The 23,356-nt window shown below is 37.0% G+C and carries 21 protein-coding genes and 1 tRNA gene; 11 read left to right on the top strand and 11 right to left on the bottom strand.

The window, feature by feature from the left end; all coding sequences use genetic code 11:
• Nucleotides 1-36: 36 nt before the first annotated feature.
• Complete coding sequence (locus FBT53_RS01730; RefSeq protein ID WP_370323661.1) at nt 37-2,712, bottom strand: DUF5916 domain-containing protein; 2,676 nt, start codon at nt 2,710-2,712, stop codon at nt 37-39.
• A 237-nt stretch (nt 2,713-2,949) separates the two neighbouring features.
• Here FBT53_RS01730 and rplM point away from each other — a divergent pair, with 237 nt between their 5' ends.
• The 10 genes from rplM (at nt 2,950) to FBT53_RS01680 (ending at nt 13,439) form a co-directional block, all read left to right on the top strand.
• Entirely contained in the window at nt 2,950-3,405 is a 456-nt protein-coding gene (gene rplM, locus FBT53_RS01725) for a 50S ribosomal protein L13 (RefSeq protein ID WP_136949446.1), read from the top strand.
• The gene (gene rpsI, locus FBT53_RS01720; RefSeq protein ID WP_136949445.1) at nt 3,405-3,791 is read left to right on the top strand and encodes a 30S ribosomal protein S9; all 387 of its coding nucleotides are present in this window, start codon (nt 3,405-3,407) and stop codon (nt 3,789-3,791) included. The genes rplM and rpsI overlap by 1 nt, the downstream gene beginning before the upstream one ends.
• A gap of 222 nt (nt 3,792-4,013) precedes the next feature.
• Nucleotides 4,014-5,036 carry a 30S ribosomal protein S2 gene (gene rpsB / locus FBT53_RS01715; protein WP_136949444.1) on the top strand — a complete coding sequence of 341 codons (1,023 nt, stop codon included), beginning with the start codon at nt 4,014-4,016 and terminating at the stop codon, nt 5,034-5,036.
• Between the two features lie 71 nt (nt 5,037-5,107).
• Nucleotides 5,108-5,932 carry a translation elongation factor Ts gene (gene tsf / locus FBT53_RS01710; protein ID WP_136949443.1) on the top strand — a complete coding sequence of 275 codons (825 nt, stop codon included), beginning with the start codon at nt 5,108-5,110 and terminating at the stop codon, nt 5,930-5,932.
• A gap of 122 nt (nt 5,933-6,054) precedes the next feature.
• On the top strand, nt 6,055-6,762 hold the full coding sequence (gene pyrH, locus FBT53_RS01705) for a UMP kinase (protein WP_136949442.1): 708 nt from the start codon (nt 6,055-6,057) through the stop codon (nt 6,760-6,762).
• Between the two features lie 42 nt (nt 6,763-6,804).
• Nucleotides 6,805-7,359: a ribosome recycling factor gene (gene frr / locus FBT53_RS01700; RefSeq protein ID WP_136949441.1), complete on the top strand. Its 555-nt coding sequence runs from the start codon at nt 6,805-6,807 to the stop codon at nt 7,357-7,359.
• Nucleotides 7,360-7,433: 74 nt separating this feature from the next.
• Nucleotides 7,434-9,830 (top strand): RND family transporter, encoded by a 2,397-nt coding sequence (locus FBT53_RS01695; RefSeq protein ID WP_136949440.1) that lies wholly within the window; start codon nt 7,434-7,436, stop codon nt 9,828-9,830.
• 71 nt (nt 9,831-9,901) lie between these two features.
• Nucleotides 9,902-11,335 (top strand): asparagine--tRNA ligase, encoded by a 1,434-nt coding sequence (gene asnS, locus FBT53_RS01690; RefSeq protein WP_136949439.1) that lies wholly within the window; start codon nt 9,902-9,904, stop codon nt 11,333-11,335.
• 40 nt (nt 11,336-11,375) lie between these two features.
• Nucleotides 11,376-12,833 carry an RNA polymerase factor sigma-54 gene (rpoN, locus tag FBT53_RS01685; RefSeq protein ID WP_136949438.1) on the top strand — a complete coding sequence of 486 codons (1,458 nt, stop codon included), beginning with the start codon at nt 11,376-11,378 and terminating at the stop codon, nt 12,831-12,833.
• Entirely contained in the window at nt 12,834-13,439 is a 606-nt protein-coding gene (locus FBT53_RS01680) for a hypothetical protein (RefSeq protein ID WP_136949437.1), read from the top strand.
• Here the strand turns inward: FBT53_RS01680 and FBT53_RS01675 are convergent.
• The 8 genes from FBT53_RS01675 to FBT53_RS01640 all read right to left on the bottom strand — a co-directional run bounded on the left by FBT53_RS01675 (nt 13,434) and on the right by FBT53_RS01640 (nt 18,806).
• The gene (locus FBT53_RS01675) at nt 13,434-14,120 is read right to left on the bottom strand and encodes a porin family protein (protein WP_136949436.1); all 687 of its coding nucleotides are present in this window, start codon (nt 14,118-14,120) and stop codon (nt 13,434-13,436) included. The two genes, FBT53_RS01680 and FBT53_RS01675, sit on opposite strands and share 6 nt — an antisense overlap.
• 329 nt (nt 14,121-14,449) lie before the next feature.
• Nucleotides 14,450-14,932 (bottom strand): biopolymer transporter ExbD, encoded by a 483-nt coding sequence (locus FBT53_RS01670; RefSeq protein ID WP_136949435.1) that lies wholly within the window; start codon nt 14,930-14,932, stop codon nt 14,450-14,452.
• Between the two features lie 14 nt (nt 14,933-14,946).
• The gene (locus tag FBT53_RS01665) at nt 14,947-15,552 is read right to left on the bottom strand and encodes a biopolymer transporter ExbD (protein WP_136949434.1); all 606 of its coding nucleotides are present in this window, start codon (nt 15,550-15,552) and stop codon (nt 14,947-14,949) included.
• Nucleotides 15,553-15,564: 12 nt separating this feature from the next.
• Entirely contained in the window at nt 15,565-16,011 is a 447-nt protein-coding gene (locus tag FBT53_RS01660; RefSeq protein WP_136949433.1) for a hypothetical protein, read from the bottom strand.
• 30 nt (nt 16,012-16,041) lie between these two features.
• The gene (locus FBT53_RS01655) at nt 16,042-16,776 is read right to left on the bottom strand and encodes a MotA/TolQ/ExbB proton channel family protein (RefSeq protein WP_136949432.1); all 735 of its coding nucleotides are present in this window, start codon (nt 16,774-16,776) and stop codon (nt 16,042-16,044) included.
• Between the two features lie 78 nt (nt 16,777-16,854).
• Nucleotides 16,855-16,942, bottom strand: a tRNA-Ser gene (locus FBT53_RS01650).
• A gap of 62 nt (nt 16,943-17,004) precedes the next feature.
• Nucleotides 17,005-18,039: an asparaginase gene (locus tag FBT53_RS01645; protein WP_136949431.1), complete on the bottom strand. Its 1,035-nt coding sequence runs from the start codon at nt 18,037-18,039 to the stop codon at nt 17,005-17,007.
• Nucleotides 18,039-18,806: a TatD family hydrolase gene (locus FBT53_RS01640; protein ID WP_136949430.1), complete on the bottom strand. Its 768-nt coding sequence runs from the start codon at nt 18,804-18,806 to the stop codon at nt 18,039-18,041. The genes FBT53_RS01645 and FBT53_RS01640 overlap by 1 nt, the downstream gene beginning before the upstream one ends.
• 39 nt (nt 18,807-18,845) lie before the next feature.
• Between FBT53_RS01640 and FBT53_RS01635 the strand changes: the two genes are divergently transcribed.
• Complete coding sequence (locus FBT53_RS01635) at nt 18,846-19,289, top strand: retropepsin-like aspartic protease (protein ID WP_136949429.1); 444 nt, start codon at nt 18,846-18,848, stop codon at nt 19,287-19,289.
• Between the two features lies 1 nt (nt 19,290).
• Here FBT53_RS01635 and odhB read toward each other — a convergent pair whose 3' ends face one another.
• Nucleotides 19,291-20,508 carry a 2-oxoglutarate dehydrogenase complex dihydrolipoyllysine-residue succinyltransferase gene (gene odhB, locus FBT53_RS01630; RefSeq protein WP_136949428.1) on the bottom strand — a complete coding sequence of 406 codons (1,218 nt, stop codon included), beginning with the start codon at nt 20,506-20,508 and terminating at the stop codon, nt 19,291-19,293.
• 26 nt (nt 20,509-20,534) lie between these two features.
• Complete coding sequence (locus FBT53_RS01625) at nt 20,535-23,330, bottom strand: 2-oxoglutarate dehydrogenase E1 component (protein ID WP_136949427.1); 2,796 nt, start codon at nt 23,328-23,330, stop codon at nt 20,535-20,537.
• Between the last annotated feature and the right edge of the window lie 26 nt (nt 23,331-23,356).

Here is a 23,356-nt window from a genome sequence, read left to right as displayed (position 1 = left end):
TAAGAACGAAAAAATCTAAGAAAAAGTGCTTAACTATTAAAAAACAAAACGATACGTTGCTTTTAACAAAAAGATATTTTGGGGCGTTTGTCCAAAAACATTGTTGTCTAAGTCGTCTAGTAGACCAGCCATTGGGTCACCAGACCTAGATACATCTTGAGACCAAACTAAGAAAATCTCGGAACCAGGAATATACTCCCAGCGTAATACCAAATTAGACCTAAATTGTACAAAAGAAAAATCAGGATTACCAAAACTAAAATCAGTAGTACCGTCTAAATCCGTATCCACTTGGTAGGTATCATCTACCAAATTAATTTGCTGCGGTGTGTAAGCTTCAAATCTATTTTCAAAAGTATCGGCAACAGGATTGGTAACATTTTTAAAACTTGCATATCGTCCTCTAGAAATAAAAGGTTGTCCCCAATATTGTATGGTTAAGTTAGGGTTAATAGTATAATTTAAACGAAAAGACATGCTTAAAGTTCGTTGTTCTATTGCCCCATTTAGATATACTGTTTCGCCCCCCACTTCTAAATTATCTACAAACTGTAATTTATCATTATTTATTTGGTAAGAAGGATAAGCGGAAATACGTAAAGCATTTATAGGTTGATAGGTAAAGCCCGCTTCTACGTAATAGGTATTAATTGAATTATCGAACGCTTTGCGTCCATTATGAAATACGTTGAAACGAATTTTTTTTCTGTTATCCGTATTTATACCATTCCAGAAACTCATCCATGGAGAACGTTTTAACCTTGGACCACCTCTAAGAGCAAAGTTAGAATACTGTATGGGAGCATAGTTAAAACCTACGTTTGAAAACCAATTCCCTTTCCAGTTTTGCCAACTATTGGTATTGAACTGCAAATAATTATGATTGCCCCCAAAATCCCAAGCAGACCAATGGTTGTAATTGATACCCACACGCCTAAAAGTACTATCTGGTTTTAACGTTTGATAACCAATCCACGTGTAATGCCTAATATCGTCTGATTCTCTTTGAAACCCAATATCATTTAATTCCAATTCAGGGGAACGCCACGTACCGCCGGTTTCAAATTTCCAATGGCCATTACCTACTTTCCCTAACTGAATATTCCCCGCGGTTCCGGTTAATGATGTTCTATTTTCATCTACCTCTAAATGGTCTGCACCAACACGCTGAAACAAATGCCTAATGGTTTGTTGCGTATTGAGAATGGCTTCCTCGCTTCCTTTTACATGGCTAAAAACTACATTACCGCCAACATACCAATCCCTATTATTCCATTGATGTTTAAAATCTAATGCTCCCGTATATGCCGAAGTGTGCAAAAAGTTTAAACTTTCTGGTAAATCTGCACGGTTGGTAGCGGTAAAAATACCACCCACATAAGAATTGCGCTCGTTAAAATCTTTTTGTAAACGCCCTACAAAATAATTGGTAAGTGGCTCTACTATTTCCTTTCTTCTATCCCCATTCGCATCTACTGTTGCAAATCTTTTTGCCGTTACGCTTTCCAAAACACCAATAGCCCAACCATCTTTTGTTTTACCACTAAATTTGGCCGCACCTATAATAGGTGTTTTATCTGGTACATTAGCAAATTCACCATCTCCTACATCTGGAAAACCATGTGGTGTTCTACCAATACGTCTAGAGTAAAAAACGTTATCAGAACCAAAAGTATTACCTGCCTCAGAATTGGAAACCCGAAAGTCAAAGATGTTCTTGTTTTCTACAAAAAACGGACGCTGTTCTTGAAAGAATATCTGAAAACCGTCTAAAGCAATGGCAGATGGGTCTGCTTCTACTTGACCAAAATCTGGATTTACGGTTAAATCCAATGTTAAATCGTTAGTAACCCCAATTTTAGCATCTAGACCAACGGTAATATTGGTATCGTCTCCATCTCTAAACGGATTCCCCTCTTCTGCTTCGTAGGTTTCACCTTTTGCAACGGTGTAAGGCTGTATTTCTAGCTGTTTTTGAGGCTCAAGATTTTTTAAACCATGAAGTTCGCCAAACTCACTTACCCAACCCGGCTGGTCCACAGGTTTTCGTTGCCATAAAGAACGTTCTTCTCTCCTAAAATAACGCCTTGTAGATTGGAGGCCCCATACCTGATCTGGTGCATCTCCAAATTTAAGTTGACTCAAAGGTATTTTTATTTCTGCGGTCCAACCTTCATCATCTACGTTGGTTTTGGTGTACCAAATAGGATTCCAACTCGCATCCCAATTATTCCCATTATTCGAAATAAATTCGTCCCCCTTTACCCCTGCAGCGGTTACAGTAAAGGAAAAAGCGGTACGTTTATCATAGTAACTATCTATATTAAACTCTACCCAGTCTCCATCAAAACCATCTCGTCTAGACAAGCGTTTTACAATTTTATTGGGCTCATCGTCTAAACAGCGAACACCAATATAAAGGTATTTGGCATCGTAAATAATCTTAAACTTGGTTTGGTGGCTTGGCGGTGTATTTTCATCTGGTTGATTTTCGATATAATCCGTAGCCCATTCTACAACACCCCAGATGCCCTCATCTAAAACACCATCTATATTAGGTGGGGATTCTATTGGTTTAGTAACATATATTTTTTTTGTAACTACAGCCTGTTGCAAACTGTCTTTCCTGCTTATTGGTGCTTCTTCTTGTTGCTGCGCAAAAGCATGACTGCAAACAAGTGCTGCCAATACAGCACTTTTGAAGTAATTTATCACGTTGTTCGTTTTTTGATTGATGTACCACCAAAGACCCGTTCTGTTTTTGATTGTTACAGCATTTGTAATTCTTTAAGTTTTATTTAACGTTAGAACAATTATATCAAACTAAAAAGCTTAGTTTTGTGCGCTTAAAAAATAATTACCTACAAGCATTTGTAATTCAATCTAATAATTGTACATTTGCAGCCCGTTATTTGGGAAGGAATTGAAAACTAATACGATTTCATAGAAGTGGATACATTAAGTTACAAAACAATATCTGCCAATAAGGCCACAGTTAATAAGGAGTGGTTACTGGTAGATGCAGAAGGAGAAACCTTGGGAAGGTTGGCCTCTAAAGTTGCCAAAATCCTTAGAGGAAAGCATAAGACCAACTTTACTCCCCATGTGGACTGTGGAGATAATGTTATTGTTGTTAATGCTGAAAAGATACAATTAACAGGAAACAAGTGGGCTGAAAAAACTTACTTACGTTACACAGGCTACCCTGGCGGACAACGCTCTACCAGTGCTAGCGAGTTGTTAGAGAAATACCCTGAGCGTTTGATTGAGAAATCTGTAAAAGGGATGCTACCAAAAAACAAATTAGGTGCAGAGTTATTCCGTAACCTAAAAGTATATGCAGGTGCTGAGCACAACCAAGAAGCACAAAAGCCAAGAGCAATTAATTTAAATGAATTCAACTAATGGAAGTAATTCATAAAATAGGAAGAAGAAAGACTGCTGTTGCACGTGTTTACCTTTCTGAGGGTAAGGGCGACATCACAGTAAACAAAAAATCTTTAGAAGAATACTTTACTACTGCTCCATTGCAGTATAAAGTAAAGCAGCCATTTACTTTAACTGAAACCGTAGATACTTACGATGTTAAAGTTAACGTATACGGCGGTGGTATTACTGGACAAGCAGAAGCTATTAGATTAGCTTTGTCTAGAGCTATGTGCGAAATCAATGAAGAAAATCGTACAGTTCTAAAACCAGAAGGCTTACTAACTCGTGACCCAAGAATGGTAGAGCGTAAGAAATTTGGTCAGAAGAAAGCTCGTAAGAAATTCCAGTTCTCTAAACGTTAATATTTCAAGCACGGGAAACCGTGCTTTTTATATACCGTTCATTGAAAATCCCGAGGCTTACCCTTTGGGTATTATTTTATCAAAAACAAAAGTTGTCGTTGTTCCAAAAGGAAAAACAGCTTTTTGGAAATTAGTTTAGCATCTAAATGTGTAGGGCGAAGTATAAATACAGACCACCTAAACATTGCTATCTCAACGGAACGTAAACTAAGAAAACAAAAAATGGCAAACATTGAAGTAAAAGACCTTTTAGAGGCAGGTGTACATTTTGGACACCTTACAAGAAAGTGGAATCCAAACATGGCTCCTTACATCTACATGGAGCGTAACGGTATCCACGTTATCAATCTTTACAAAACTGCTGCTAAATTAGATGAGGCGCAAGAAGCTCTAAAGAAAATAGCTGCTTCTGGCCGTAAGATTCTTTTTGTAGCGACTAAAAAACAAGCAAAAGACATTGTTGCAGACAAAGTATCTGCTGTAAACATGCCATACATCACAGAAAGATGGCCAGGTGGTATGTTAACCAACTTTGTTACTATTCGTAAAGCTGTTAAGAAAATGGCTTCTATTGATAGAATGAAGAAGGATGGTACTTTCAACACTTTATCTAAAAAAGAACGTTTACAAGTAGACCGTTTAAGAGCAAAATTAGACAAGAACTTAGGTTCTATTTCTGACATGACTCGTTTACCTGGGGCTATTTTTATCGTAGATACAATGCGTGAGCACATCGCCGTTAAAGAAGCTTTGAAATTGAACATTCCAATCTTTGCAATGGTTGATACGAACTCTGACCCAAGACCAATTGATTACATCATCCCTGCTAATGACGATGCTGGTAAATCTATTGAAATCATTTTATCAGAAGTAACAAAATCTATCGCAGAAGGTTTAGCTGAGCGCAAAGCAGAAAAGCAAACCACAAAAGAAGATGCTCCTGCTAAAGAAGGAAAAAAAGCTAAAGCTACAAAAGCTGCTGGTGACGATTTAACTAAAGTAGAAGGTGTAGGTCCTAAAGCTGCAGAAGCTTTAGTTGCTGCTGGCATAGCTACTTATGCTGATTTGGCAAAAGCTGAACCTGCTAAAATTAAAACCATCCTTACAGATGCAAGCCCAAGATTAGCTCATTTAGAGCCAGCTTCTTGGCCTAAACAAGCGCAAATGGCTGCAGATGGAAAGTGGGACGAGCTTAAGGCATGGCAAGATAGCGTATCTGGAGGTATAGAAGACTCAGAAGAGTAATTTAACATTGTCCTAAAACAAAACACAAAGTTTGTGTTTTACTTTACACATAATATTCAAAAACGAAACACATGGCAAAGATTACAGCCGCTGAAGTAAATAAATTAAGAAAAGCCACAGGTGCAGGCATGATGGACTGCAAAAAGGCATTAGTAGAAGCAGAAGGTGATTTTGACAAAGCAATAGAAATCCTTAGAAAAAAAGGGCAAAAAGTTGCTGCCAAAAGAGCAGACAGAGAATCTTCTGAAGGTGCTGCCATTGCAAAAGTTAATGATGCAAAAACAAGTGGTGTTGTTATCTCTTTGAACTGTGAAACTGATTTCGTTGCTAAAAACGATGGTTTCGTAGACTTAGCTAACCAATTGGCAGAATTGGCATTAGGTTACGATTCTAAAGATGCTTTCCTTGCAGCAGATTTTAACGGTACAAGCGTTGCAGATAAATTAACTGAGCAAACAGGTGTTATTGGTGAGAAAATAGAAATCGGTAGTTTTGAGAAATTAGACGCTGCCTTTGTAGGTTCTTACATCCATGCTGGGAACAAAATTGCTACTTTAGTTGGCTTGTCTAAAAATGTAGATGGTGCGGAAGAAGCAGCTAAAGATGTAGCTATGCAAGCTGCTGCAATGAATCCGGTTGCCTTAAATGAAGATGGTGTTGATCAATCTATCATAGACAAAGAAATAGAAATTGCTAAAGACCAGTTGCGTCAAGAAGGGAAACCCGAAGCAATGTTAGACAATATCGCTAAAGGTAAATTAAATCGTTTCTTTAAAGACAACACCTTGGTTAACCAAGCATTCATTAAAGACAACAAGCAGAGCGTTGCAGATTACGTAAAATCTGTAGATGCAGACTTAACCGTTACCGACTTTAAAAGAGTTGCTTTAGGTTAATAATTACCTATAAAACACGTAAAAAAGCCTTGGATTGTTCCAAGGCTTTTTTTTGACCTAAATTCTAGGCGAAACACAATAATAATTTTGATTATTTTTGTTCGGATTTTAAAAACCTGTCCATGCAATACAAAAGAATTTTATTAAAGTTAAGCGGTGAAGCCCTCATGGGAGAGCAGAACTATGGAATAGATGCTAAACGCTTAAAAGAGTATGCAGAGGACATAAAAGCTGTTATAGCTAAAGGCGTAGAAGTTGCAATTGTAATTGGCGGAGGCAACATTTTTAGAGGCCTTAAAGGTGCAAGTGAAGGGATGGATCGCGTTCAAGGAGACCACATGGGTATGCTTGCCACTGTAATTAATGGTCTTGCTCTACAAAGCGCTTTAGAAATTGCCGGTGTAGAAACTCGGTTACAATCTGCCGTAAAAATTAATGAAGTTGCCGAACCTTTCATTCGCAGAAGAGCCATGAGACACTTAGAAAAAGGTCGTGTCGTTATTTTTGGCGGAGGTACTGGCAATCCTTATTTTACCACCGATTCTGCCGCAGTTCTTAGAGCTATTGAAATAAAGGCCGATGTGATTCTAAAAGGAACAAGAGTAGATGGCATATATACCGCCGATCCAGAAAAAGATAAAACCGCTACTAAATTTGATACACTTTCTTTTAACGAGGTTCTTGCCAAAGGACTTAAGGTAATGGACACTACCGCTTTTACATTAAGCCAAGAAAATGAACTACCTATTGTAGTTTTTGATATGAACACGAGAGGAAATTTAATGAAAATTGTTTCCGGAGAAAATATTGGCACCGTAGTAAATAACTAATTTGGTATTAAAGTTGCAAGCCACTTGCTAAAATATATAAATATGAACGAGGAGATTACATTTATTCTAGACAGCACTAAGGAAGGTATGGATGCTGCTATAGCACACTTAGAAAAATCATTAGTAAAAATTAGAGCTGGCAAAGCAAGCCCAGCAATGCTTTCTTCTGTTATGGTAGAATATTATGGATCTATGACTCCATTATCTCAAGTTTCTAACGTAAACACCCCGGATGGTAGAACCATTTCTGTACAGCCATGGGAAAAAAACCTATTGGGAGAAATTGAGAAAGCCATTATGAATGCCAACCTTGGTTTTAACCCTATGAATAATGGTGAAAATATTATTATAAATGTACCTCCTTTAACGGAAGAGCGTAGAAAAGAATTGGCAAAACAAGCTAAGGCAGAAGCAGAAGACGCCAAAGTTGGTATACGAAGCGCTAGACAAGAGGCCAATAAAGAATTAAAAAAGCTAGATATTTCTGAAGACTTTTTAGCCAATGCAGAGGTAGACGTTCAAGAACTCACCGATACATACATAAAAAAAATAGAAGGTATATTAACCGTTAAAGAGGCAGAAATAATGAAGGTTTAACTTAGGTTAAAACCTTTACTTCTATAGGCAGCTTACATTACTATTTTCTACCTTTGCCGCTGATTTAGAAAAGCATGGTAAAAAGGATAACGGAAGGATTTTGGTCCGCAGTAGCAAGATTAATACTTCGTAATAGAATTTTAATTTTAATTGCTATAGTTGGGACAACCATTTTTCTTGGTACGCAATGGAAAAATATGCGGTTTTCTAATACAGAAGCCAGCGTTTTACCAGACGACCATCCAGAGACATTACAATATAACGAGTTTGTTTCTATTTTTGGCCAAGAAGATAATGCCATCGTAGTTGCGGTTCAAGATTCAGCCCTGTTTACTCCCACTTTTTTTAATAGGTGGAATAAATTAAGTAAACAATTTCAAGCCATTCCGGAAGTTAGCTCAGTAGTTTCCACACAAAATTTACAAGAATTAGTAAAGGACACTACTACTTCTCAGTTTACGCTAAAACCTTTATTTAAAAATCCACCTAAAACTCAAAAGGAAGTAGACCGTATAAAAACGCATTTATTTGAACAAATGCCTTTTTATCAAAACCTTCTTTTTAACAAGGAAACTGGCACCGTACGCTCCGTTATTTATTTGGACAAAGAAATTCTAAATACAAATGTCCGTAATGAGTTTATCCTAACCGATTTAGAAAATTTAGTAACCAATTTTGAGAATGAGACGGGAATGGACATTAAAGTCTCTGGGATGCCTTATATTAAAACATGGAATTCCAAAATAATTATAGATGAAATTGGTAATTTTATTCTTGCTGCGTTATTAGTTACCTCTATTATTTTCTTTTTCTTTTTTAGAAGCTTCCGCGCCACTTTTATATCTATGTGCGTGGTTGTGATTGGGGTTATGTGGGCTTTTGGTATTCTTGGTCTGTTAAAGTATGAAATTACCATACTAACCGCACTGATTCCCCCACTAATTATTGTAATTGGTATCCCCAACTGTATATTTTTAATTAATAAATACCAACAAGAGGTAAAAAAGCACGGCAATCAAGCTAAATCGTTACAACGTGTTATCTCTAAAATTGGTAATGCCACCCTAATGACCAATGTCACTACGGCACTTGGTTTTGCCACGTTCATCATTTTAGATAGCGATTTACTTAAAGAGTTTGGTATCGTGGCTTCTATAAATATCATTTCTATCTTTTTGCTTTCGTTGATGATTATTCCAATCATTTATAGCTTTATGGCTATACCGCAAGAGAAACATTTAAAACACTTAAATAAAAAGTGGATAGATAAATTTGTAGGTTGGATGGAAAAAGTGGTGCGCCACCATAGAATAGCAGTTTACTTTACCGCTGTAGCTGTTTTAGTGATAAGCATTATCGGTATTTATCAAATAGAAATTACAGGAAGTAGAATAGAAGATTTACCCAAAGAAGCTAATTTTTTCAAAGACATTCGGTTTTTTGAACAAGAATTTAAAGGTGTAATGCCAGTAGAAGTGGTGGTCGACACCAAAAAGAAGAACGGCGTACTAAAACTGGCCAACCTGCGCCGTATGGATAAGATTGCTAATGAAATAGAAGAAATTCCAGAATTATCTACTCCAGTTTCTGTGGTCAACTTAGCCAAGTATTCCAAACAAGCTTTTTACAATGGTATACCAAAATACTATCAACTGCCAACTTCCCAAGAAAACACCTTTATTCTAGACATGGCCAAAAACTCTTCTGGAAATGCAAATTTGTTAGAAAGCTTTGTAGATAGTACCGGGCAAGTAGCTAGGATGACCACTTTTATGCGCGATGTTAAGACGCCACGCATGGAAGAAATTGAGCAAGACTTGCTCCAATCCATAGCCAAAATATTCCCTTCAGAGCGTTTTAATGTGTACATTACAGGAAAAGCAATTCTGTTTTTAAAGGGCACTAAATATCTTATTAAAAACCTACTTATTTCCCTAGCCTTAGCCATTGGTTTAATTTCCATTTTTATGGCGTATTTATTCCGCTCGTTTAGAATGATATTGATTTCGCTAGTTCCTAACTTGCTGCCCTTGGTAATTACAGCAGGACTAATGGGATATTTAGGCATTCCCATAAAACCTTCTACTATCTTAATTTTTAGTATTGCCTTTGGTATTTCCGTGGATGACACCATCCACTTTCTGGCCAAGTATAGGCAAGAATTAGTCGCCAATAAATGGCAAATAAAGAAATCTGTGTACAACGCCTTAAGAGAAACCGGCGTAAGCATGTTTTACACTTCTATTGTTTTATTCTTTGGGTTTTCAGTCTTTATCATTTCTAGTTTTGGAGGTACACAGGCCATGGGCGGCTTAGTGTCTGCCACCTTACTTTTTGCAATGCTGGCTAATTTAATCTTATTACCTTCTTTGCTATTGAGTTTGGAGCGTAACATTGCCAATAAAAAGACCTTAAAGAAACCGCAAATTAGGGTGCTACCGTTACCAGACGATGAGAATGAACAAGCTTAGAATTTTCTAGGCTTTTCTCCTTTTGAATTTTACTAAAAAACTATCTTTGAAGCTTAAATTAATTTAGGATTATGGCTCGATTATCAGTACGTGAACTATTGAACACAGAACCTGCATCACAAGATGTACAAATTGAAGGATGGGTAAGAACTTTTAGAAGCAATAGGTTTATAGCACTAAATGATGGTTCTACCATTAACAATATACAGTGTGTGGTAGATTTCGAAAATTTTGATGAAGAACTGATAAAATCTATTACCACAGGCTCTGCGGTAAGGGTAAAAGGAGCACTTGTAGAGAGTCAAGGTAGAGGACAAAGAGTAGAAATTCAAGTAAAAGATATCTTTGTACACGGTTCTGCAGATCCTGAAACCTATCCCATTCAACCTAAAAAACATTCTCTAGAATTTTTAAGAGAAAAGGCTCATTTACGTGTGCGCACCAACACTTTTTCTGCTGTAATGCGTTTACGCTCTGCCTTGTCTTTTGCCATACATAGCTATTTTCAGCAAAATGGTTTTTACTACATGCACTCCCCTATTATCACAGGTTCTGATGCAGAAGGTGCGGGAGAGATGTTCCGTGTAACTACTTTAGACGCCAAAAATCCACCATTAACAGAAGAGGGCAATGTGGATTACAAAGAAGACTTTTTTGGAAAAGAAACCAACCTAACCGTATCCGGTCAATTAGAAGCAGAAGCATACGCAATGGGTCTTGGTAAGGTTTATACTTTTGGACCTACATTCCGTGCAGAAAACTCCAATACTTCTAGACACCTAGCAGAGTTTTGGATGATAGAGCCAGAAATGGCATTTTACGATTTAGATGCCAACATGGACTTAGCCGAGGACTTTATTAAATGGGTTATCAGCTATGTTTTAGAAAACTGTGAAGACGACTTAAAATTCTTAGAACAACGTTTATTAGACGAAGAAAAGAGTAAGCCACAAGCAGAGCGCAGCGAAATGGCTTTAATAGAAAAACTAAAGTTTGTTGCGGAGAATAATTTTAAACGAGTTTCTTACACAGAAGCCATAGATATTCTTAGAAACAGCAAACCTAACAAAAAGAAAAAATTCGATTATATCATTGAAGAATGGGGTGCTGACTTGCAAAGTGAGCACGAAAGGTATTTGGTAGAAAAACACTTTAAATGCCCCGTAATTTTGTTTGATTATCCTGCAAATATCAAAGCTTTTTACATGCGTTTAAATGAAGATGGTAAAACGGTTAGAGCTATGGATGTTTTATTCCCAGGCATCGGTGAAATAGTAGGTGGTGCGCAAAGAGAAGAGCGTTTAGACGTACTAAAAGAAAAAATGGCTAAACTAGGTATTGAAGAAGAAGAGCTATGGTGGTATTTAGAGTTACGTAAATTTGGCACCGCCATCCACAGTGGTTTTGGTCTTGGATTTGAACGTTTAGTATTATTTGTTACCGGTATGGGGAACATAAGAGACGTGATTCCTTTTCCTAGGACTCCACAAAATGCTGAATTTTAAGTCTAATTCTTTATTTTTATAAGTAAAGGAACGCATATTTATGTTAAAACAGCATCTACAGTTTAAACTTTCTCAGAAGCTATCTCCACAGCAAATTCAGTTAATGAAACTGATACAATTGCCCACGCAAGCTTTTGAACAACGGTTAAAACAAGAGCTAGAAGAAAATCCTGCCTTAGAAAGTGGCAAGGAAGAAAGTGGCGAGCTTTCTGATGGGTTCGAAGATAGTTATGATGACACCCAAGATAGTGAAACCATTGCTGCTGAAGACATTAATATAGATGACTACTTAAGTGATGATGAAGTACCAGATTACCGCACCCAAACCAGTAATTATAGCGCAGATGATGATGAGAAAAGCATACCTTATGCAGCAGGCACATCTTTTACCCAATACCTTTTAAATCAGTTAAGCACCGTATATTTAAACGACCAAGAATGGGCCATTGCCGAATTTTTAGTAGGTAGCGTGGATGAGAGCGGATACATTCGCAGACCACTCACGGATATTATTGACGATTTAGCCTTTACTCAAAACATTTATACGGACGAAGCTACGGTAGAAAATGTTTTGAAAACAGTACAGTCCTTAGACCCTCCTGGAGTCGCAGCAAGATCATTGGACGAATGTTTGGTTTTACAATTGAAACGAAAAGAACAGACACCAGACGTACAACTAGCCATATCCATAATAGAAAAATCTTTTGAGCAGTTTTCTAAGAAGCATTATAAAAAGTTAATCACTAAGCATAGCGTAACCGAAGAAGAACTTAAAGAAGCTATCAGTGAAATTGAACGCCTGAATCCAAAGCCCGGCGGTTCTTACGCAGGCAACACTCGTATAGTTGAGCATGTTGTACCAGATTTTAGTATAAGAATAGTAGATGGTGAATTGGAACTAAGTTTAAATGGTAGAAACGCCCCAGAACTGCATGTTTCCAAAGAATACACCCATATGCTAGAAGGCTATAAAAATGCGAAAGAAAAAAGTAAAAGTCAAAAAGACACAGTGCTTTTTATTAAGCAAAAACTGGATGCTGCTAAATGGTTTATAGACGCTATAAAACAAAGGCAACAAACGCTTTTTGTGACGATGAGTGCCATAATGAATTACCAGCAAGAATATTTTATTACTGGGGACGAAAGGAAACTTAGACCCATGATTTTAAAAGATATTGCAGATGAAATAGAAATGGATGTCTCTACCGTTTCTAGAGTTGCCAATAGCAAATATGTAGATACACCTTACGGCACCAAATTAATTAAAGAATTCTTTTCTGAGTCCATGAAAAATGAACAAGGAGAAGATGTATCAACCAAAGAAATCAAAAAAATATTAGAGACGGTTATAAAAGAAGAAGACAAAAAGAAACCATTGACCGATGACAAACTAGCCAAAATACTCAAAGAAAAAGGCTATCCCATAGCTAGACGTACCGTAGCTAAATACAGAGAACAGTTAGGATTACCTGTGGCAAGACTTAGAAAGGAAATTTAGATGCAGGTTTTACTCCGCTTTATTTCTTACCTTTTTCATCCTTTATTTATACCAATAGGTGGCACAGTGGCCTATTTCTTAGTAACTCCTAAGTTCAATTCACTAGAGTTACAAAGCGGTAATATTTTGCCCATTTTTATTCTCACTGTTATTATACCCATAATTTTCTACTTTATTCTTAGAAATATGGGACTCATTAAAACCATTTTTGCAGACACCTTAGCCGAGCGCAAATATCCGTTGTATTTGAGCATGATAATTTACCTAATGATTTTATATAAGGTAATACCTCTTAATTATATAAACGAGCTATATTATTTTTTTGTAGGGCTTCTTATCGGGTCTTTTGCTACTTTAATTATGTTATTTTTTAAAGTAAAGTCTAGTATACATATGCTCGGTATGGGAAGTATTTTAGCCTACCTTATTGGCTTAAGCATACACTTTGAAATAAATATTACCTTAGCCATCTCTTTACTAACCTTATTTTGCGGAATGGTGGCAACTTCTAGATTGTATATGAAGGCCCATACACCTACAGAACTTATACTGGGTTTTTTGTTGGGCAGCTGTGCCCAGCTTTTTACCTATAAATATTGGTTATAAAATATAAAACGAAAGCCCGACCCTTAAAGGTTTTACAGTAATTGGCTGGCCTTCTAAGATGGCATTACCATCTAACAAATTACTTAACGCATAATACACGTGTAGATTCCATGTATTATAACCAAAGTTTAAATTTAAACCATATTGCCATTGCCTAACATTAGGATTATAAAAGACGCTCTTACTTTCTTCAAAAACCGCTTTTGACCGCGTAGCAAATAAATAACTTGCTTTAATACCCGTATAGACACGCCAAAACTTGTATTCCGTAGCTGTGGAAGAGCGCCATCTAAGTTCCAATGGAAATTCAACACCGTAAGTTTCCAATTTACTGCGTTTTAAATTGTCTGTTGCATCAATTGAATAGGTAATAAAATTATTTCCATTATCAACAGCTACAATGGTGCTATAATACGAATTGGTACTTATACCAGCACCCAGACCAAACCCAAAATTACGTCTATAATTTAAAGGTAAATCTCTAATAAAAGCCATTTGAACCCCATAGGAAAGGTTAGACTGTACCACGCCAGAGGGTTTATCTTGAAGTAAATTATACCATACTGCAACGTTAAATTGATCCTCTCGATATTTAGTATCAGCTACAGCTTCATTTGCAATTTGAGCCTCTAACCCAACTACCGTAAACATTAAAATTAAAAAACTAGTAATTCTATACATACCATTTAATATGACATAAAAGTACAGAAGAATAGCTACAATATATAATAACCCTAGGACAGTGATTTTAATTTATATGAGAACTCTTCTTTATTGGTATCATTATTTTAAAAGGAAACTCAGCACTAATACCTCCACAAACATAGACCTAATACTTCACTAACAAAACTTTTATTATATCATGTAAACCCTTACTGCATTATCTTTAGAAACTTAATTTGTATGAAAAAAATCACTGAATGTTAATACAAGCACAATTTATAAAGCGTTTTATACCAAACAAAAAAGCATCCCACTTGGGATGCTTTTTATATTAACTTAACTACTTATTAATTTAAATTATTGAAGGCGTCTCCTTCATAAGTAGTGTAATTCACTTTAAGTGCATTCACTTTTCTAAGCTCCTGCTTTATATCAGAGATAAGCCCCATATTGGCTTCCTTATCTACCTTTAAAGCAGTAGTTAGTACATTCTGTAATTCTTGTGGCTTTTTTGCACGCTCAGCTAGAATATAGTCCCCAACCTCATTTACATTCGCAAACTTATCATTAAGCTGAATTTTAGGCTCCGTACCGTAAACACTTTGGTATTCCTGTGTTGGCTTACCCACAAAAATGTATATAATACGATCCTTTTTTTCTAACTTTTTAATCTCTGATGCGTTAGGTAAGGTATTTTGTACCAACAAAGAGCTGTCCTTCATTGTTGTTACCGTCATAAAGAAGAATAACAACATAAAAACGATATCTGGTAAAGAAGCGGTAGAAACCGCTGGTACATCACCATCTTTTTTCTTAGCAAACTTAGACATTTACAATAATTTTATTAGTTACTAGATGTCTCTGCCTCGGACAATTTCTGTGGAAACAAATCCTGGATACGGGTCACCTTTTCCTTAAGGTCATCTTTTACAGATTCAGGAGTTTCTGGATTCAAAAACTCAGATTCCATATCTGTAAAATCTCTACCGAATAAGCGCTGTGCCTCTCTATTTCGCAAATCGTTGTAAGCTCCTACCAATTCATTCTGAACTGTTATATACGTGCTGTACTTTGTTTCACGATCATTCTTTAGAGAAATAATTGCTTTTGTTGGATTATCAGAAGAGGTTGGGTCTTTCTTACCTTTACAGTAATTGCAAGATCCATCTCCGCCATTCTCCAAAAAGGCAATTGCAGCTTCACGTAAATCTTTAAGTTCCATCAAATTGTCTTCTACCAACATTTGACCGTTCTTATTTACACTTACGGTAAAGATATTCTTCTGCTTTATCACCACATCAGTATCTGGCGGATCAATTGGCGGCAACATTCTATCTAAACCTGCATCCGTTTCTATAGTAGTAGTTACTAAGAAAAAGATAAGTAGTAAGAATGCAATATCCGCCATGGAACCGGCATTAACCTCTGGTGCTCCTTTTCTTCTTGGCATAATATTACTTTTTTATCTTCCGATTAACTTCTTTACCCCAGGAATAATCATAAGCAATACAGCAACAGCAGTCATACTAAAGAATACGTTTAATAACATACCAATAGTTTTAACCGTACCCGCTGTAGGCTCAATTTCTTTTCCTTTAAAAGTCTCTACCACCGCTTGCGCTTCATCACCGCTAGACAAGGCGTAGCCAATGATGAATAATACAGCCAAACCACCAATAGAGAAAAGTACCTTTTTAAGACCACCTGGTGTGGTCACCATTTTCTTAAGTCCCCAAAACACAGCTAGAACAGTAGCAACAGCTAGCAATAACCATGTAAGAGCAAACATTAAGCTTATACCTGCACTATTGATTGCCTCTGGATCCGCTGGATCTGGCATCATGAAGAAGCTAGCTATTGCCGCTACCACACCGATGACAATCAATACGTATTTTATTATTTTATGCATAACTCTCGATAAATTAATTATTGTTAATGATTACTTTTTATGGGCAGCCAACATATCAATCAAAGAGATTGAAGAGTCTTCCATGTCATTTACAATGCTATCGATTTTAGCAATGATGTAGTTGTAGAAAATTTGAAGGATAATTGCAGTAATCAAACCGAATACTGTAGTTAAAAGTGCTACCTGGATGTCCCCAGCAATTAACGATGCACTTAAGTTACCTACTGCAGCAATTTTCTGGAATGCTTGAATCATACCAATTACGGTACCCATGAACCCAAGCATAGGAGCAATAGCGATAAATAAAGACAACCAAGAAACGTTTTTCTCTAATTGACCCATTTGTACACCACCGTAAGCAACCACCGCTTTCTCTGCAGATTCTAAACCTTCACCAACTCTATCTAAACCTTGGTAGTAAATAGAAGCAACAGGTCCTTTTGTGTTACGACAAACTTCTTTTGCAGCCTCTACACCGCCAGAAGCTAATGCATCTTCCACTTGTTGCTTTAATTTAGCCGAGTTTGTGGTAGCTAGGTTTAAGTAAATGATACGCTCAATAGCTACCGCTAAACCTAATATTAAACATAATAATACGATACCCATAAAAACTGGCCCACCTTGAATGAACTGCTCTTTCAACACTTGGGTAAAAGGTTTGCTAGCCTCTGCAGCTGCCTCATCTTGCAACAACGCTGCTGAAGCTGTTGTTGTACTTAAAATAAACATTCCAGCAGTAGCCAGAGAAAAGGATATTTTTTTCATTGTGTCCAAACTTAAATTTAGTTAGTTAATAATGTTAAAGATATAAAAATTTCGTAATTAAAAAATTTAATTACCCAGCAGAGAGGAAGGGATTCGAACCCTCGATACACTTTTGGTGTATACACACTTTCCAGGCGTGCGCCTTCGACCACTCGGCCACCTCTCTATAGTCCCTTATTTAGGGCGACCAATAAACGAAAAATTTATTAACTACTAAAATTTGTCGAGTTAATTTTGGGACATCTCACCCCGTATTGGCGTCTCAAAAATTGATTTAAACAAATCTTTATCTACATTTTGCCCAAGCAAGTACATTGCCTTAGCAATTGCAGACTCCGTAGTAATATCCTTACCGCTAATTAGTTGTAATTGTTTTAAAGATTCACTCGTCTCATATTGACCCATGACCACGCCGCCACCAGCACACTGTGTTACATTAATAATATGTAAACCGAGTTTCTTAGCATTTTTTAACACTTTTATAAACCAATCGTCCGTCATCGCATTCCCCGCACCATAGGTTTCTAAAATTAAAACCCGTAATCCATCGGTATGTATTATTGCTTCAAATAAACTTTTTGTAATTCCTGGAAAAATTTTTAGCACAGCTACATTTCTATCTAATTGCTTATGCACTTTAATTTTTCGCTTAGATTTTGGTCTGTAAAGAAAAGAAGATTGAGCCTTTAGGTGCACTCCTGACTCCATTAAAGGAGGATAGTTAGGTGACGTGAATGCTTCAAAATGTTCTGCATTCATTTTTATGGTTCTGTTACCTCTATATAATTTATATTCAAAATACAAACTCACTTCTTGTATCAATGGTTCACCGTCTTGCCATAATGATGCAATTTGTATCGCAGTTATAAGATTCTCCTTTGCATCCGTACGTAAATCTCCTATAGGTAATTGCGAACCTGTTAATATTACTGGCTTTGCCAAATGCTCTAGCATAAAGCTTAATGCCGAAGCTGTATAACTCATTGTGTCACTCCCATGCAACACCACAAAACCATCATGCTCGTTGTACCCTTCTTCTATAATAGTTGCAATGTTTACCCAATATGCGGGATTCATATTAGAAGAGTCGATGGGCTTTTCAAAAGAAACCGAATTAATTTGGCAATCAATCTGATTTAATTCTGGTATGCGTTGTAAGAGCTGATCAAAATTAAATGCCTTTAGCGCACCTGTTTCATAATCTTTAACCATACCAATAGTACCGCCAGTGTAAATCAGTAATATCCTTGCTCTTTTTCCCATTATACGCCAAATATCTCTTTTGAGTTTGCTGTAGTGGCATTTGCTATCTCTAAAACATTTATATTATAGAGGTCTGCTAATTTTTCTGCTACCTTAAGCAAATAGGCACTTTCATTTCTTTTACCTCTATAAGGTGTAGGCGCCAAATAGGGAGCATCTGTTTCTAAAACAATATGTTTTAAATCTATATCTGCTAGAAATTGATCTATTTTACCATTTTTAAAAGTCACAACTCCACCTATGCCTAGTTTTAATCCATAACCAATTGCTTTTTCTGCTTGTGCCTTTGTACCCGTAAAACAATGAAATATTCCAAACAGATTTTCTCCTTTCTCTTCCTCTAAAATTTCAAAAACCTCGTCAAAAGCATCTCTGCAGTGGATAACAATAGGGAGTTGGTACTTTTTCGCTAACTGTATCTGTTGCCTAAATGCATTTTGTTGTTCTTTCAAAAAAGTTTTGTCCCAATACAAATCAATACCAATTTCCCCTATAGCATAAAACTTTCTATCTATTAATTGCTGCTCCACATGTGCCAACTCCTCCAAATAATTTTCTTTTACATGTGTAGGGTGTAAACCTGCCATTAAAAAAATATGTTCTGGATACGATTGCTCTAACTTATACATAGCATCTGTATAAGAAGCATCTATTGCGGGTATAAAAAAGCGTTCTACTCCAGCTTCCATAGCACGTTGCATCATTTCAGCTCTATCTTCATCAAAAGCTTCACTATATAAATGAGTATGGGTATCTGTTAAAATCATGGGGCAAAAATAGCCTTATCTTTATACCTTTTATAAAGGATGAGCTTGAAAAAATTTTTAAAGGCGAAAAACTACGTTCGTATTCCCCTTTCATTTACCGAAACCAATCATTTTGCACTTGCTGCGGAAATCAATGGTATTACTGGTCGATTTATTTTAGACACAGGTGCTTCTAATACCTGTCTCGGTATTGCCAAGGCGGAATATTTTAAACTAATATCTGAAGAAAGTGATATAAAGGCCGCTGGCGCTGGCAGCACAGACATGGAAACGTTAAAAAGTACAAAAAACACGATAGTAATTGGCAAATGGACCTATAAAAAACAAGACTTCGTACTTTTTGATATGAGCCACGTTAACCAAGCGCTTTTAAACCATAATGCCCTTCCCGTGGATGGCATTATTGGTGCAGACATCCTAAAAAAGGGAAGGGCAATTATAGATTATGACAAAAAATGTCTTTATCTAAAAAAACGAAAGTAACTTATAACTCTAACGCTTTTTTCACATTATTATCCATTAATAGTTCTGCAGGATTTTCTAATGCTTCTTTAACAGCTACTAAGAAACCAACAGATTCTTTACCATCTATAATTCTATGGTCGTAAGATAGTGCCACATACATAATTGGAGCAATTGCAATACCGCCATCTCTAACAATAGGTCTTTCTACAATATTATGCATCCCTAAGATGGCACTTTGAGGTGGATTAATTATTGGTGTAGATAGCATGGAACCAAACACTCCCCCATTTGTAATTGTAAACGTACCACCAGTCATTTCATCTACAGTAATCTCTCCTTCTCTTGCACGTATTGCTAAGCGTTTAACTTCTGATTCTACTCCTCTAAAAGTTAAGTTCTCTGCATTACGGATTACAGGCACCATTAAGCCTTTTGGACCAGAAACCGCAATACTTACATCACAGAAATCATAAGAAATCATTTCCTTACCATCTATCATAGAATTTACTGCCGGATACATTTTAAGTGCACGCACACAAGCTAAGGTAAAGAAAGACATAAATCCTAAACCTACGCCGTGCTTGCTCTTGAACTCCTCTTTGTATTGCTTACGCAAGTCAAAAATTGGAGTCATATCTACTTCGTTAAAAGTAGTCAGCATAGCCGTTTCGTTCTTCACGGAAACCAAACGTTCTGCTACTTTTCTTCTTAACATAGAAAGTTTAGAACGGGTTTCTCCTCTACTGCCACCAGAAGGTGTACCCATAGAAGGCTTTGCATTCAGAGCATCTTCTTTGGTAATTCTACCATCTCTTCCAGAACCTTTAATTTCATTAGCAGCAATGCCTTTTTCGTTCAAAATTTTCTTTGCCGCAGGAGAAGCAGTGCCCGTAGCATAGGTTTCTTGCTTTGGTTCTTCTTTTTTAGGCGCTTCGGCCTTTGGAGCTTCTTCTTTTTTCTCTTCTTTTTTAGGAGCTGCATCGCCACCTTCTGGCTTGGCTGCACTAGTATCTATTAAACATACTACTTCTCCTACCGCTACAGCATCACCAACCTCTGCTTTAAGGGTAATAATACCACTTTCTTCTGCTGGCAATTCTAAGGTTGCCTTATCAGAATCCACTTCTGCTATAGCTTGGTCTTTTTCCACATAATCTCCGTCTTCTACCAACCACTCGGCAATTTCTACCTCTGTAATGGACTCTCCAGGAGACGGAACTTTCATTTCTAGAATCATAATTATGCTACTTTATATTGTCTTTTCTACCTATTGAAATTATCTTTTGTTTTATCGAACACGTAGTCTATCACCTCTGCATGTCTTCTGTGCGAGCGTACAGAACTACCTGCTGCGGGGGCACCATAGAACCTTCTAGAAGCTACTCTGAATGATTTAGCTTCATCTAAATGCATCAATAAATGACCCCAAGCCCCCATGTTTCTTGGTTCTTCTTGTGCCCAAACCACTTCTTCTGCATCTTTATATTTTGCTAAGACTTCACGAATTTGTGTAGCTGGCAATGGGAATAATTGCTCTAATCTCACTAATGCGACATCAGTTCTACCTAACTCTTCGCGCTTAGCTAACAAATCATAATAGAATTTACCCGTACAGAACACTAGAGACTTAACGTTTTTAGCCTGCACCTCTTGATCATCTATCAATTCTTGGAACGTTCCGTTTGCTAATTCTTCCTTAGTAGAAACCACCTTAGGATGCCTTAACAAACTTTTTGGGGTAAATACAACTAATGGCTTTCTAAACCCTACCTTCATTTGTCTTCTAAACAGATGAAACAGGTTAGCTGGCGTGGTAACATCTGCCACATACATATTATCCTTAGCACATAATTGCAAGTACCTTTCCATACGTGCAGAAGAATGCTCTGCTCCTTGCCCCTCGTAACCGTGCGGCAATAACAAAACCAATCCGTTTTGCATTTTCCATTTGTCTTCTGCAGCAGATAAATACTGATCAATAACAATTTGAGCACCATTACTAAAGTCTCCAAACTGCGCCTCCCAAATGGTCAAAGTTTTTGGACTTGCCATGGCGTAACCATAATCAAAGCCCATCACTGCATATTCTGATAATAGGGAATTATATATGTCTAGATGTCCGTTTTGATGCTCTCCTAGCTCATTCAACAAGACCACTTCTTCTTCGTGCATTTCTGTTTTAACAACCGCATGCCTGTGAGAAAAAGTACCCCTTTCTACATCTTGACCGGTCATCCGCACATCGTACCCTTCTTCTAATAAGGAAGCATAAGCCAAAAGTTCTCCCATGGCCCAGTCTAACTTATTATCTTCAAAGTACATTTTCTTGCGACCTTCTATTAATCTCACAATCTTACGCAAGAACTTTTTATCTGTGGGCAGTTGTGTAATTACCGTTGCCAAAGCATCCATCTTTTCCAAACTATACGTAGTATCGTACTTGGAAAGCATTTCATTCTCAGTTACACGTTGAAAACCTTCCCACTCATCTTGCATAAAAGGAGTGATTACAGTTTTCTCTATTTTACGAGAATCTAATAAGTCTTCTTCTAGACTCTTTTTATATTCTTCTTCTAAGCCCTTAACATAGTCCTTGTCTATAACACCCTCTGCCAATAATTTAGCAGCATAAATATCTCTAGGATTGTCGTGCTTAGATATTGCTTTATACAATAATGGTTGCGTAAATTTAGGCTCATCGCCTTCATTATGTCCATATTTTCTATATCCTAACAAGTCTAAGAAAATATCTCTTTTGTAACGCATACGATATTCCAAGGCAAACGTAGCTGCATGCACCACAGCCTCTACATCATCTGCATTAACATGCAATACTGGCGACAATGTTACTTTAGCAACATCTGTACAATAGGTAGATGAACGAGCATCTAAATAATTTGTAGTAAAACCTATTTGATTGTTCACCACAATATGAATGGTACCTGCGGTAGCATACCCATCTAATTTTGCCATTTGTATGGTTTCATACACCACACCTTGACCTGCGAAAGCCGCATCACCATGCACCAAAATTGGCAACACTTCTGAGGCATTTTCTTTATGGTCTTTGTCTTGTTTTGCTCTAGTAATTCCCTCTACTACGCTGTTCACTGTCTCTAAGTGTGATGGGTTTGGAGCAATATTCATATTTACCACCTTACCGGTATCTGTCTCCCTTCTAGAAGTCCAACCCAAGTGGTATTTTACATCACCGTCAAAAATGGCTTCTTCATAATCTTTGCCATCAAACTCACTAAAAATATCCTTTGGCGACTTACCAAAAATATTGGTCAACACATTTAATCTACCACGGTGAGCCATACCCATTACAAACTGCTTAACACCTGCGTCTGCAGCTTTTTCTATAATGACATCCAAAGCAGGTATTAACGATTCTCCACCTTCTAGAGAAAAACGTTTCTGGCCCACATATTTAGTATGTAAAAAATTCTCAAAAGATATTGCCTGATTCAGCTTTCTAAGAATACTTTTCTTTTGATCTGCAGAGAATTTAGGATGATTGTCATTTACATTTAACCAATCTTGTATCCACTGTATACGTTCTGGTGTACGGATGTACATGTATTCCACACCAATAGCATCACAGTAGATACGCTCTAAGTGCCCAACAATATCTTTTAAAGCACTTGGACCAATACCTAAGATGCTACCGGCATCAAAAACCGTATCTAAGTCTGCATTAGACAACCCAAAGTTTTCTAATGCCAGAGTAGGCTCGTATTTTCTTCTTTCCCTAACCGGATTAGTTTTTGTAAACAAGTGACCACGAGAACGGTAACCGTCTATGAGGCGAATAACTTGAAATTCTTTCTGAAGCGATTTAGGCACTTGCATGGTTCTGCCATTAACAATAGCAGAAGCCCCATCTGTACTTGTTTGTATATCCAAATCTTCTAGTGCACTTTCCATACCAAAATCGAAGCCTTGAAAAAAGGCTCGCCAACTTGGCTCTACACTATCTGGATTGGAAACGTATTTATCGTAAAGCTCCGCAAAAAAAGCAGTATGCGCAGCATTTAAAAAGGAATATTTGTCCATTTTGAGATTTCCCGAGTTCTTTCGTA

It is taken from the genome of Flavobacterium sp. ASW18X (assembly GCF_005144745.1).
GTDB lineage: Bacteria > Bacteroidota > Bacteroidia > Flavobacteriales > Flavobacteriaceae > Croceivirga.
The sequence above is the reverse complement of the archived record's forward strand: the minus strand, read 5'-3'. Positions and strand labels throughout refer to the sequence as shown.

What these genes read in the sequence shown, in the direction of transcription:
- rpsI (WP_136949445.1), top strand. Translation starts at nt 3,405, where the DNA reads ATGGAAGTAATTCATAAAATAGGAAGAAGAAAGACTGCTGTTGCACGT.
- rpsB (WP_136949444.1), top strand. Translation starts at nt 4,014, where the DNA reads ATGGCAAACATTGAAGTAAAAGACCTTTTAGAGGCAGGTGTACATTTT.
- tsf (WP_136949443.1), top strand. Translation starts at nt 5,108, where the DNA reads ATGGCAAAGATTACAGCCGCTGAAGTAAATAAATTAAGAAAAGCCACA.
- pyrH (WP_136949442.1), top strand. Translation starts at nt 6,055, where the DNA reads ATGCAATACAAAAGAATTTTATTAAAGTTAAGCGGTGAAGCCCTCATG.
- frr (WP_136949441.1), top strand. Translation starts at nt 6,805, where the DNA reads ATGAACGAGGAGATTACATTTATTCTAGACAGCACTAAGGAAGGTATG.
- FBT53_RS01695 (WP_136949440.1), top strand. Translation starts at nt 7,434, where the DNA reads ATGGTAAAAAGGATAACGGAAGGATTTTGGTCCGCAGTAGCAAGATTA.
- asnS (WP_136949439.1), top strand. Translation starts at nt 9,902, where the DNA reads ATGGCTCGATTATCAGTACGTGAACTATTGAACACAGAACCTGCATCA.
- rpoN (WP_136949438.1), top strand. Translation starts at nt 11,376, where the DNA reads ATGTTAAAACAGCATCTACAGTTTAAACTTTCTCAGAAGCTATCTCCA.
- FBT53_RS01680 (WP_136949437.1), top strand. Translation starts at nt 12,834, where the DNA reads ATGCAGGTTTTACTCCGCTTTATTTCTTACCTTTTTCATCCTTTATTT.
- FBT53_RS01675 (WP_136949436.1), bottom strand. Translation starts at nt 14,120, where the DNA reads ATGTATAGAATTACTAGTTTTTTAATTTTAATGTTTACGGTAGTTGGG.
- FBT53_RS01670 (WP_136949435.1), bottom strand. Translation starts at nt 14,932, where the DNA reads ATGTCTAAGTTTGCTAAGAAAAAAGATGGTGATGTACCAGCGGTTTCT.
- FBT53_RS01665 (WP_136949434.1), bottom strand. Translation starts at nt 15,552, where the DNA reads ATGCCAAGAAGAAAAGGAGCACCAGAGGTTAATGCCGGTTCCATGGCG.
- FBT53_RS01660 (WP_136949433.1), bottom strand. Translation starts at nt 16,011, where the DNA reads ATGCATAAAATAATAAAATACGTATTGATTGTCATCGGTGTGGTAGCG.
- FBT53_RS01655 (WP_136949432.1), bottom strand. Translation starts at nt 16,776, where the DNA reads ATGAAAAAAATATCCTTTTCTCTGGCTACTGCTGGAATGTTTATTTTA.
- FBT53_RS01645 (WP_136949431.1), bottom strand. Translation starts at nt 18,039, where the DNA reads ATGGGAAAAAGAGCAAGGATATTACTGATTTACACTGGCGGTACTATT.
- FBT53_RS01640 (WP_136949430.1), bottom strand. Translation starts at nt 18,806, where the DNA reads ATGATTTTAACAGATACCCATACTCATTTATATAGTGAAGCTTTTGAT.
- FBT53_RS01635 (WP_136949429.1), top strand. Translation starts at nt 18,846, where the DNA reads ATGAGCTTGAAAAAATTTTTAAAGGCGAAAAACTACGTTCGTATTCCC.
- odhB (WP_136949428.1), bottom strand. Translation starts at nt 20,508, where the DNA reads ATGATTCTAGAAATGAAAGTTCCGTCTCCTGGAGAGTCCATTACAGAG.
- FBT53_RS01625 (WP_136949427.1), bottom strand. Translation starts at nt 23,330, where the DNA reads ATGGACAAATATTCCTTTTTAAATGCTGCGCATACTGCTTTTTTTGCG.